Source organism: Zoogloea sp. (assembly GCF_028693495.1).
In the GTDB taxonomy this organism is placed as follows: Bacteria; Pseudomonadota; Gammaproteobacteria; order Burkholderiales; family Rhodocyclaceae; genus Zoogloea.
Genome location: NZ_JAQUVG010000039.1, coordinates 18143 through 28830 on the forward strand (window position 1 = coordinate 18143; position 10688 = coordinate 28830).

Genomic DNA, 10688 nt, shown 5'->3' on the forward strand with positions numbered 1-10688 from the left:
GCCGCCCGCCGGGGGAGTCAGATCACCTTCGAGTAACGGGTACGTTCCCGGTCGGCCCGCAGATACCGGTCGAACACCATGGCAATCGCGCGCACCAGCATCCGCCCCGGCGGCAGCACGGAAATCCACTGATCATCGATCTTCAGCAGGCCGCTCCTCTCCATCTCGCGCAGATCGTCGAGCTCGTCAGCAAAGTAGCGCTCGAACTCGATCAGGTGAGCGATTTCGATGGATTCGATGGACAACTCGAAGTGACACATCAGGGCCTGAATGACCGCCCGGCGGAGCAGGTCATCGGGCGTGAGCTCGATACCCCGCAGCACCGGCAGACGGCCGGTATCGATGATGTCGTAGTACTCGTCGAGGGTCTTGACGTTCTGGGCATAGGTGGGGCCGACCTTGCCGATGGCCGACACGCCGAAGGCCAGCAGGTCGCACTCGGCATGGGTGGAATACCCCTGAAAGTTGCGATGCAGACGCCCCTGGCGCTGGGCCACGGTGAGCTCGTCGGTGGGCTTGGCGAAGTGATCCATCCCGATATAGACATAGCCCGCCTCGGTCAGCCGGCGGATGGCCAGCTGGAGGATCTGCATCTTGGCCTCCGCCGAGGGCAGCTGGGCATCGTTGATGCGTCGCTGGGGCTTGAACAGGCTGGGCAGATGGGCGTAGTTGTAGATGGAGAGGCGATCCGGCGACAGGGACAGGACCTGCTCCAGGGTACGGTTGAAGCTGATCACGTTTTGCCTGGGCAGGCCGTAGATCAGGTCCACGCTGACCGACTTGAAACCATTGGCCCGGGCAGCCTCGATCACCAGCCGGGTTTCGTCTTCACTCTGGACCCGGTTGACCGCCTGCTGGACCTCGGGGTTGAAATCCTGAACACCGACGCTCATCCGGTTGAAGCCCAGCTCGCCCAGCAGGGCCACGGTGGGCTCATCCACCTTGCGGGGATCCACCTCGATGGAGAACTCCCCGTCCGGCACCAGGGTGAAGTGCTTCCGGACAATCCCCATCAACTGGCGCAGTTCATCATGAGAAAGGAAGGTGGGGGTACCGCCCCCCAGGTGCAGCTGCAGGACTTCGCGTCCCCCCGTCAGCCGGGCGGCCTGCATGTCCACTTCCTGCTCGAGATACTTCAGGTATTTGGCCGAACGGCCATGATCCTTGGTGATGATCTTGTTGCAGGCACAGTAATAGCAGATCGTATTGCAGAAAGGGATGTGGAAGTATAATGAAAGCGGCTTTCCGATCCCACCGATGGTACGCTTGCCCAGCCACGCCCCGAGGGCTTCGGAATTGAAGGCCTCGACGAACCGGTCAGCAGTGGGGTACGACGTGTAACGGGGACCGTTCACGTCGAACTTGCGAACGAGCTCCGGGTCGAAGATCAGGTTTTTTTGATTGGTGTTCATGGTGCATTTCGGTTGGCCACACGGAACATTCGCAGAATCGTCCGGAAATCGTATTGATGTGGATCAAAGGGCCCCCAAGGTTGTTAAAACCCTAAAGATCAGGTGATTACACGTGCAGATGAAATCGGTAATGCCGGTCACGGCGGTGGAAGTTAAAACGGCCTGCTCCCAGTGCAACCTGCGGGAATTGTGCCTCCCCTTCGGACTCGATCCGGCAGAAGTGGACCAGCTCGACGAAATGGTCGGCAGCCGCCGCAAGGTCAAGCGCCAGCAGCACCTCTATCGCTCCGGCGATCCCTTCGAGGCCATCTACGCGATCCGTGCCGGCTCCTTCAAGACCGACGTGATCCTCGAGGACGGCCGGGACCAGGTGACCGGCTTCCAGATGACCGGTGAGGTGCTGGGCCTGGACGGCATCAGCACCGAAAACCATTCATGCAACGCCATCGCCCTCGAAGACAGCGAAGTCTGCGTGATTCCCTTCGGGCGCCTGGAAGAGCTGTCCCGCCAGGTGGAAGGCCTGCAGCACCAGTTCCACAAGATCATGAGCCGCGAGATCGTCCGCGATCATGGGGTGATGATGCTGCTTGGCTCCATGCGGGCCGAAGAGCGGCTGGCCGCCTTCCTGCTCAACATGTCCCAGCGCTTCACCGCCCGGGGCTTTTCCGCTTCCGAATTCCACCTGCGGATGACCCGGGACGAGATCGGCTCCTACCTGGGCCTCAAGCTCGAGACCGTCTCCCGGGCCTTCTCCCGCTTCCAGGAAGAAGGCCTGGTGGCCGTGCAGCAGAAACACATCCGCATCCTAGACACCCCGGGCCTCAAGCGCCTGCTCAATCACCACGCAGGCTGAACCCTCAGGCCAGCACGGCGATCCAGCCGAGCGGGTTCTTGCTGAGTGCAACCGACACGATGTAGGCGAATACGGCCAGGGCCCCAGCAAAGGCCGCGGTCCGCACCGCCACGGGTCGCTGCGGCCTGAGCGCGACCATGCCCAGGCCAATGTAGGCCAGCAGCCCCAGGACCTTGGCTGTCAGCCACCCATGGATGAAGGGAGCCTGCCCCGACAGCCAGGCCAGCGCAAGGGCACTGCCCAGCAAGCATGAGTCCACGACGTGAGGGAGAACCCGGGTCAGAGGCGCCCGCAGGCGGGGCGACCCGCTCAGGGACCACCCGCCCCGCAGCACAAAGCCGGCACCGCTCAGCACGACGCAGATGATGTGAAAATGCTTGAGTGCCAGATACATGCAAGTCACCTCCAAATCCAGTCCCCGCGGCAACCCTCACGGTTCCCCCCGGGCCCTGCCGAAACCAGGCCCCGCACGTCAGCCGCGCAGGACCCCGACTTCCAGCGCGGAGAACCAGTGGATGAAGCGCTGCACATCGGCCCCCTGATAGATCGCCCCGTGCTGGGGCACCATCATGTCGATCTCGAGCCGGGAGACCCGCTCGCACCAGTCCCGCTTGGCCCGGTCGGACCCCATCCAGCGCTTGTGAAAGCCTTCCGCGTGGCGGATGTGACGGGAAAAATCCTGCACGTACAGATCGTTGTGATCCGCCGGCAACAGGGCTGCACCCACGTCGCCGGAAAACAGGATCTTGGCCTTGGGGTCGTAAAGGTTGAAGTTGCCCGAGGAGTGCAGGTAGTGCGCGGGAATCGCCTGAAGCTCCAGCCCGCCCACCCGGATCGTCATGCCCGGATCGGGAATCGGCACGAAGGTGGATTCATCACCGCCGAAATGGGGCAGGAAGGTCTGCCACAGGGTGCTGATGTAGCACTTCAGGTCCGGCTTGAACTCCAGCCACAGGGCCAGCGACGAGATGATGTCCGGATCCTGGTGGGAGGCGAAGATGCCGGACAGCCGGGTCGGATCGCATTCGGAGGAGAGGGCCGAGAAGACCGACGGAAATATCTCGATGCCGCCCGGATCACATAGCAGGGCATCCTCCCCGCTCATGACCAGATATTCGTTGGTATCCACGATGAACCCCGGCTTGCCCGGATCCCGGGCAATGGCGAGCCAGCGGTGGTCTTCGTTCTGATAAATGCAATGGGCCTGCTTCATGGGTCATCAATCCTTTACAAGGCGTTCCTTGCCAAGCACTTCGAGGGATCGCTTGATCTGCGCGATCACCTCGGCGAAATCCGTCGAGACCTGCATCAGGGCCGGACTGAATCCACCCCCGTAGGCCGCCTCGATCTTGGCCGAGCGGGCCAGCACACCGCCCAGCTCGACCAGTTGCTGGGTCTCCTCCACCGCGGCCCGCAGCTTCTTGTCGAGGGCCCGCAACCGGGCCTGCTGCTGGGCCAGGCGGGCAAGCCCCCGGCGGTGGACGTCCCGCACACCCTTCACCTGATCCCCGCTGAGGCGGATGGCCTCGGCAAGGATCGCGGCATTGCGCTGGTGCTGGACGACTCCGGTCACGCTGCCGACGGAGCCGGAGGTCATCTCACGCAGGGCCGCCATGTGGCGGGTCAGATCCTGGGCAAAACGGCGCAGCTCGTTGGACAGCACACCAAAGCCAAGCGCGGCATTACCCGCCCGCTTGGCGAGGAAGATCGCGTTGAGGGCCATCAGGTTGATGCGGAAGGCCGTGGCGACGATCGCCTTGATTTCTTCATTGACCCGCACGATGCGGGCCAGCTCACCGGAATGAGACTGGGCAAGGTGCTTTCTCGGTTCGGGCGCATTCATGCTGGGCTCGTGGCGGACAGGACCGCAGGTGGGTGCTCGTCGATGGGCGGCGACGGGGCAATCTCCCCATGGGAGATCAGCCCCGCCGTTGTGGGGGGATTAACGGCGGGGGCGGATCAAGCTTGAGCCCCTCCCGCCGCTCACGGTCAGCCAGGCGTCGCAGGGGAGCCGGCTGGGCGGGACGGCGGCATCAGGAAATCCCGCGGGCGCGTCCGCAGGCGCAGCCACAGCCGGCGCCGCAGCTCCTTGAGATCGGACCGCGGCAGATCGTAGGCACGTACGGCGGTCAGCAGGGACAAGGCAAAACTGACCCCCAGGTTGAGCACGAACATCACCGCCACCCCCAGCAGCGCCAGCCCCAGCAGGCCGGAACCCAGCCACTGGACCTCCAGGGATGAGGTGGCCAGGCTGAGGATCCCCGAGTTGAGGGTCACATGGCGCACGTCCAGGGGCAGGCCGAAGAACGTGCCCAGCACGGGGGTCATGCCCAGCATCAGCCCCAGGGAGATGTTGGTGGCCCAGCCCGACATGTTGCGGGACACCACCCCCGCCAGACGGATCATCCTGAGGCGCCCGAAGCGGTTGCCCAGACGGTGCTCGGCAATGGCCTGGGGCAGGCGGTGGTACACCGCCCAGTTATCCACCCAGCCGCCGATCAGCGCCGCCAGATACAGGATGCAGCCGGTCAGGGCCGCATAGAAAACCGTGCCGCTATCCACCGGACTGAGGGCGCGGAACACATACGTGGCCTCCGCCTGGCTCAGGAAGGAATGGCCGGTGAGCCAGGTCCACACCGCATCGAAGGCATAGGCACCGGTGGCCACCACCACCACGTTGGCAATGGTTGCGGCCAGCTGGGAATGGCAGATGGCCGCGGCCGAATCGACGATCACATCGAGGCGCTCGTTACCCTTGCGGTCACGGATGATTGCGGCAAAGGCCGCCGCCGTCATCGCCGGCTGCTTGGTGGCCAGGATCAGGCCCAGGGCCTGCAGCAACAGGAAACTCACCGCATAGTTGATGCCCGACCCCAGCCCTTCGAGGAACAGGGCCAGGCCCGCCCCGGCAATCGCCATCTTCATGGCGGCCGTACCGACGGTGAGCAAGCCCCCGCCGGCCGCGGCGATCCAGATGTGGCGGTAATCCGCCGGAGTTTCGGCAATGTAGTGCTCGCCGGTCTTGCCCGCCCGATCCACGATGCGCCGCTGCAGGCGCTGCAGGTTGCTGCGCACGAGATGGCGCACGCTGGTGCTCTGGTGGGCGGCATGGGCCAGTTGCTGCAGCAGCAGCAGGGCCGGACCCGGCGTCTCCCGCCCCGCCAGCATCACCGCCACGATGGTCTCCAGCCGGCTCAGGCAGCGATCCAGCACGTCCAGCCCATATACGATATCCACGCTGATGCCCTCGGACTCCAGGCGGGTGGAGATCAGCTGCAGCGCCTCCCGGCAGGCCCGCACATCCATTTCCCAGGCCTCCTGCAGGGGACTGGACAGGCGGCCCTGCTCCCAGGCGCAGACCAGATTCTCTCCGCTGTCGGCCAGCCGCTTGAAGGGAGAACGAGAGACCGCCCCCGACTGGCTGCGGGCCCGCAGCTTCTGGGACAGGCCCTGCCCCTGGACCCGGGCCAGGAGCAGGCGGAAACCATCGGCGATGGCCCGCTCCAGGGCCGCCGTCATGGCCGGCTCATCCGCCGGAAAAAGGATATCCACCGCACGCTGCAGGGTGGACGGCTGCAGACCGCGCACCATGGTCAGATCCCGCTGCCGCTCATAGCTGCGTGACATGAGGTGGGCAAGGTCATGGTCGTCCCGAGGGGATGGAATCAGCTTGGCGGTGAAGCGGTCCCCGAACTCGGACAGGAAGCCCCGATCCCCTGGAATGCCGATCTCACCGAACAGGTTGGCCCCTTCGGTCTCGTCGAGGATGCCCCGCAGGGTGTTCCGCACCGCCAGGGCCACGTCCGGATTGTCGGCCAGCACATCCATCAGCACCGCAAAGCGCTGGGTGGCCGAGCCATGGACATCCGCCGAATCGATATACACGTCGCCCCACAAGGCACCGGCGGACAGCCAGGCACTGATCGCCCGCCATGCATCGAGGCGGTCAGGCAGATCCTCGGCGAGGATGAACTGATGAAGACGCTCGGCCAGCCGGCCCAGCTCCCGGGACCTCCGCCGCTGCTCGGGAAGCACCCCGTAAATCCGCTCCAGGAGGAGCTCGGGAGAAAATCTGGAAGTATTTTGCATAGTGATTTGTGACCTGCTCAAAACTCGCCGGTTCAGTCTCGCCGGCCATTGCACCCGCGACCCGGGTTACCATCCTGCCCCATGCTGCCTATTCTTTACCAGGATGAACACCTGGTCGCCATTCACAAACCGTCCGGCCTCCTGGTCCACCGCAGCGAGCTGGACCGCCATGAGACCCGCTTTGCGGTACAGCTGCTGCGTGACCAGATCGGCCGCCATGTGTATCCGGCCCACCGTCTCGACCGGGGGACCTCCGGCATCCTGCTGTTCGCCCTCGACCGGGCCACGGCCCGGGCACTGGGTGGCCAGTTTGAACGCCAGGAGGTGGCCAAGACCTATCTGGCCGTGGTCCGCGGTCACCCGCCCGAAGCCGGACGGATCGACCACGCCCTCAGCCGCCACCGGGACGCCGCGGAATTCACCGGGGAGGCCAGCTCGGAGCAGGCCCAGCCCGCACTCACCGACTTCCGCCGGCTCGTCACCTGCGAACTGCCCCATCAGGTGGACCGTTACCCCACCAGCCGCTACGCCCTGGTGGAACTGACCCCCCACACGGGCCGCCGTCACCAGCTGCGGCGCCACCTGAAGCACATCGCCCACCCCATCATCGGCGACGCCACCTTCGGCAAGGGACGTCACAACCGGCTCTTCCAGCAGCTGTTTGAGTGCCACAGAATGCTGCTGGCCTGCGTCCGGATGGGCATCGTACATCCCCACCAGGGGCAGCCGCTGATCCTGCAGGCCCCGCTGGAGGGCGAATTCCTCGCCGTACTGGAGAGCCTCGGCTGGCGGGACGCCTGGACCCGCCCGGACCACCACCCCAGCCCTGGGGTCCTGCCGGCGGGATCCTCCCGCCCATGAAGCGGCCGCCGGCCGCCTGAAAAGGGTCCGTGCCTTTGACATGTAACATTACAAGGTTAACATTGCGGGTCCTTTGCGCCGCCGACCGATGACCGCCTTTCACCGTTTCGACCCCCGCCAGCTGCCCTGGCAGCCTGCCGCCCGCCTGGGGCCGGCCCTGGCCTGGGGGCTTGCCCTCGGCGCGAGCGCCTGGGTCGCCGCCGACCTGTTCTGGCGCTTCAATGCCCCGCCCCCGCCCGCCCTGCCGGTCAGCAGCCAGGCCGACCCCCTGCAGGCAGCCCAGGCGGTTGCCGGCCGGCACCTGATGGGCCGGGACCATGCAGCCCCCCCGGGCACGAACCCGGTGGCCCCCGCCCCGGGCCGTTTTGCCGCTCACGCCACGGTCACCGGCGGCGACGGGCGGCCCGGCTGGGCCGTGCTCTCGGTGGACGACGGTCCCCAGGAAGGCATCGTGGAAGGTCAGGCCATCCGCCCGGGGATCACCTTGACCCGGGTTGGAGCCGACACCATCGAGATCAGCATCGGCGGGGTCCGTCAGAGCGTCCGGCTCACCGAGCGCCCCCTGCCCGAAGACCCGTCACCCGCCGAGCGCCCCCAGCCGCCATCGCGGCCCCCGGCCGCCCTGGCCCTGCCCGACGCCGCCCCTAACGATACGCCCGACTCCGGCCCCCGCTCCATCCCGGCCGGCTTCCCGGCCCAAACCCCCAGCCCCCAATGAAACCAGTCCGTTGCCGCCCCGGGTTTGCCCGCCGGCTCATTGCCGCCTGCCTGTCTGCCACCCTCGCCCTGCCCCTCATGCTCCCCGTGGGGCCCGCCCTGGCCAGCACTGCGGCGCCCCAGGGCGATCCGGTCTCCCTCAATTTCGTGAATGCCGAGATCGGAGCCGTGATTCAGGCGGTTTCCAGGATTTCCGGGCGCAACTTCGTGGTGGACCCCCGGGTCAAGGGCACGATCAACATCGTCACCGCCAGTCCGGTCCCCCGCGCCCTCACCTACTCCATCCTGCTGTCGGCCCTGCGCCTGCAGGGCTACGCGGCGATCGAAGGCCAGGGCGTGACCAAGGTGCTCCCCGAGGTGGACGCCAAGCTTCACGGGGTCCCGGTGGGCAAGGCCCGGGGAGCGGGAGGAGGCGATCGGCTGACCACCCAGATCTTCAACCTCAAGCATGAATCCGCCGCCCAGCTGGTCCCGGTGATCCGCCCGCTGGTTTCACCGAACAACACCGTGGCCGCCTTCCCGGGCAAGAATGCCCTGGTGGTCACCGACTACGCCGAAAACATCGGCCGCATAGCCCAGATCATCGACTCCATCGATGTCCCCCAGGGGGACATGCGCATCATTCCCCTGGAGCATGCCTCGGCCATCGACCTGGCCCAGACGGTGACCCGGCTGCTCAACGACGGCCTGACCGGCACGATGGGGGCCTCCGTGCAACCCAACCTGGGCAGCACCACCGGCGGCGACATCAGCCAGCGTATCTCGGTGATCGGCGATCCCCGCACCAACAGCCTGCTGGTCCGCTCCGACAACCCCTCCAAGCTCAACGCCGTCCGCCAGCTGGTGGCCAGCCTGGACCGTCCTGGCGCGGCGGGCAACATCCGGGTGGTCTATCTCAGGAACGCCGAAGCGGTGAAGGTGGCCCAGACCCTGCGCGCCGTCCTGTCCGGCGAAAGCGGCAACCTCAACAGCCCCGGCAGCACCCCGGGCAGCACCACGCCCGTCAACAGCGGCAGCATGGGCAACACCGGCACCACCGGCATGGGCAGCACGCCCTCCTTCGGCAGCACGACCACCCCCACCGGCGGCGCCACCGGCAACGGCATCGTCCAGGCCGACCCGATGACCAACTCGCTGATCATCACGGCCCCGGACGCCATCTACAACAACCTGCGCAAGGTCATCGACCAGCTCGACAAGCGCCGCGCCCAGGTCTATGTGGAAGCCCTCATCACCGAGGTCAGCACCGAGCGGGCCACCGAGATCGGCATCCAGTGGCAGGCCGGCAAGGTCGGTTCCACCGGCGTGTATGGAGGCACCAGCTTCAACCCGTCCAGCAGCGGCTCCAACCTGCTCACCCTGGCCACCGCCCTCGGCTCGGGCGCCGTCACCCCTCCCGGCAACGGCCTCAACCTGATCCTGGGCAGCGGCACGGTCAGTGTCGGCGGCAAGGAAATCGCCAACCTCAACATGCTGGCGCGCTTCCTGGAAACCGACTCCAAGGCCAACATCCTGTCCACGCCCAACCTGGTGACCCTGGACAACGAGGAAGCCAAGATCGTCGTCGGCCGCAACGTCCCCTTCGTGACCGGCTCCTACGCCACCACCGGCAGCACCGCCACCACCAACCCGTTCACCACCGTGGAGCGCAAGGACGTGGGCCTGACCCTCAAGGTCAAACCCCAGATTTCCGAAGGCGGTGTCGTCCGCCTGCAGATCTACCAGGAAGCCTCGGCGGTGGATGCCACCACCCTGCTCAACCCCACCGGGCCAACCACCACCAAGCGCTCCATCGAATCCACCGTGCTGGTGGACGACGGCGCCATGATCGCCCTCGGCGGCCTGGTGGAAGACACCTACAGCGGCGGCCAGGAGAAGGTGCCCCTGCTGGGCGACCTGCCCTACCTGGGCCAGTTCTTCCGCTACGACACCCGCAAGCGCGGCAAGACCAACCTGATCGTCTTCCTGCGCCCGGTGATCCTGCGGGACGCCGCCAGCATCGACGGCATCTCCGCCGACCGCTACAGCTACATCATCGGCCAGCAGCGCGCCAACGACCGGGCCGAAGCCCTGATGCGCGGCGAAGCCAGTCCGCCCGAGCTGCCCCCGCCGGGCAGCCCGCCGCCGGCCGTCCCCTACACCCGCCCGCGCACGCCGGACGCCCCCCCCGGGGCCACTGGCGACCTGACGGCCCCCAGCGCCCCCACCGCGGCCCCATGAGCGCCCCCGCCCTGCCCTACGCCTTCGCCAAGGCCCACGGCATCCTGGTGGCTGCCCGGGGGGCAGAGCACGTCGAGCTGATCCTGCGGGAAGGCGCCGACCTGAGCGCGCTGGCCGAAGTGCGGCGCAGCCTCGGCCAGCCGGTCCGGATCGAGCACCTGGGGCGGGCCGCCTTCGAGGCCCGTCTGGCCGAAACCTACGCCGGCACGGAAGACAACGCCGCCGAAGTGGTCGCCGACGTGGGCCAGGAAGTGGACCTGAGCCAGTTGATGACCGAACTGCCGGCGGTGGAAGATCTCCTTGATACCCAGGACGACGCCCCCATCATCCGGATGATCAACGCCCTGCTCACCCAGGCCGTGCGTCAGGCGGCCAGCGACATCCACATCGAACCCTACGAGCGCCACTCGGTGGTGCGCTTCCGCCGCGATGGGGTGCTGGTGGATGTGGCCGAGCCCCCCCGCGCCCTGCACGCGGCGAGGGCCTCGCGGAGTAAGATCATGGCCAGCCTGGACATCGCCGAGAAACGCCTGCCC

General features: G+C 66.6%; 10 protein-coding genes. 5 read left to right on the forward strand and 5 right to left on the reverse strand.

The genetic code is table 11. The features are described 5' to 3' along the window. Positions 1–17 precede the first annotated feature (17 nt). Positions 18–1412, reverse strand: a complete 1395-nt coding sequence (gene hemN, locus PHD22_RS08325; RefSeq protein WP_299864957.1) for an oxygen-independent coproporphyrinogen III oxidase — start codon at positions 1410–1412, stop codon at positions 18–20. Between the two features lie 118 nt (positions 1413–1530). On the opposite strand from hemN, the gene fnr reads away from it, so the two are divergent. Further along, the gene (fnr, locus tag PHD22_RS08330; RefSeq protein ID WP_299864960.1) at positions 1531–2265 is read left to right on the forward strand and encodes a fumarate/nitrate reduction transcriptional regulator Fnr; all 735 of its coding nucleotides are present in this window, start codon (positions 1531–1533) and stop codon (positions 2263–2265) included. A 4-nt stretch (positions 2266–2269) separates the two neighbouring features. Here the strand turns inward: fnr and PHD22_RS08335 are convergent, their stop codons facing one another. The 4 genes from PHD22_RS08335 to PHD22_RS08350 all read right to left on the reverse strand — a co-directional run bounded on the left by PHD22_RS08335 (position 2270) and on the right by PHD22_RS08350 (position 6354). Further along, the gene (locus PHD22_RS08335; RefSeq protein WP_299864963.1) at positions 2270–2659 is read right to left on the reverse strand and encodes a SirB2 family protein; all 390 of its coding nucleotides are present in this window, start codon (positions 2657–2659) and stop codon (positions 2270–2272) included. A 78-nt stretch (positions 2660–2737) separates the two neighbouring features. Continuing rightward, positions 2738–3478, reverse strand: coding sequence for an MBL fold metallo-hydrolase (locus PHD22_RS08340; protein WP_299864966.1), 741 nt, complete (start codon positions 3476–3478; stop codon positions 2738–2740). 6 nt (positions 3479–3484) lie between these two features. Next, the gene (locus PHD22_RS08345; RefSeq protein ID WP_299864969.1) at positions 3485–4108 is read right to left on the reverse strand and encodes a chemotaxis protein; all 624 of its coding nucleotides are present in this window, start codon (positions 4106–4108) and stop codon (positions 3485–3487) included. A gap of 146 nt (positions 4109–4254) precedes the next feature. Further along, on the reverse strand, positions 4255–6354 hold the full coding sequence (locus PHD22_RS08350; RefSeq protein WP_299864971.1) for a hypothetical protein: 2100 nt from the start codon (positions 6352–6354) through the stop codon (positions 4255–4257). An 81-nt stretch (positions 6355–6435) separates the two neighbouring features. Between PHD22_RS08350 and PHD22_RS08355 the strand changes: the two genes are divergently transcribed. The 4 genes from PHD22_RS08355 to PHD22_RS08370 form a co-directional block, all read left to right on the forward strand. Beyond that, on the forward strand, positions 6436–7215 hold the full coding sequence (locus PHD22_RS08355) for a pseudouridine synthase (RefSeq protein ID WP_299864973.1): 780 nt from the start codon (positions 6436–6438) through the stop codon (positions 7213–7215). 88 nt (positions 7216–7303) lie between these two features. Further along, entirely contained in the window at positions 7304–7933 is a 630-nt protein-coding gene (locus PHD22_RS08360; protein WP_299864976.1) for a type II secretion system protein N, read from the forward strand. Next, positions 7930–10152: a type II secretion system secretin GspD gene (gene gspD / locus PHD22_RS08365; protein WP_366520703.1), complete on the forward strand. Its 2223-nt coding sequence runs from the start codon at positions 7930–7932 to the stop codon at positions 10150–10152. Before PHD22_RS08360 ends, gspD begins: the two co-directional genes overlap by 4 nt. After that, the coding region (locus PHD22_RS08370; protein WP_299864979.1) for an ATPase, T2SS/T4P/T4SS family at positions 10149–10688 on the forward strand (540 nt) is incomplete at its 3' end. The genes gspD and PHD22_RS08370, both read left to right, overlap by 4 nt.

Excerpts from the sequence above, each read along its gene's own strand:
- hemN (WP_299864957.1), bottom strand. The coding sequence starts at position 1,412 with ATGAACACCAATCAAAAAAACCTGATCTTCGACCCGGAGCTCGTTCGC.
- fnr (WP_299864960.1), top strand. The coding sequence starts at position 1,531 with ATGAAATCGGTAATGCCGGTCACGGCGGTGGAAGTTAAAACGGCCTGC.
- PHD22_RS08335 (WP_299864963.1), bottom strand. The coding sequence starts at position 2,659 with ATGTATCTGGCACTCAAGCATTTTCACATCATCTGCGTCGTGCTGAGC.
- PHD22_RS08340 (WP_299864966.1), bottom strand. The coding sequence starts at position 3,478 with ATGAAGCAGGCCCATTGCATTTATCAGAACGAAGACCACCGCTGGCTC.
- PHD22_RS08345 (WP_299864969.1), bottom strand. The coding sequence starts at position 4,108 with ATGAATGCGCCCGAACCGAGAAAGCACCTTGCCCAGTCTCATTCCGGT.
- PHD22_RS08350 (WP_299864971.1), bottom strand. The coding sequence starts at position 6,354 with ATGCAAAATACTTCCAGATTTTCTCCCGAGCTCCTCCTGGAGCGGATT.
- PHD22_RS08355 (WP_299864973.1), top strand. The coding sequence starts at position 6,436 with ATGCTGCCTATTCTTTACCAGGATGAACACCTGGTCGCCATTCACAAA.
- PHD22_RS08360 (WP_299864976.1), top strand. The coding sequence starts at position 7,304 with ATGACCGCCTTTCACCGTTTCGACCCCCGCCAGCTGCCCTGGCAGCCT.
- gspD (WP_366520703.1), top strand. The coding sequence starts at position 7,930 with ATGAAACCAGTCCGTTGCCGCCCCGGGTTTGCCCGCCGGCTCATTGCC.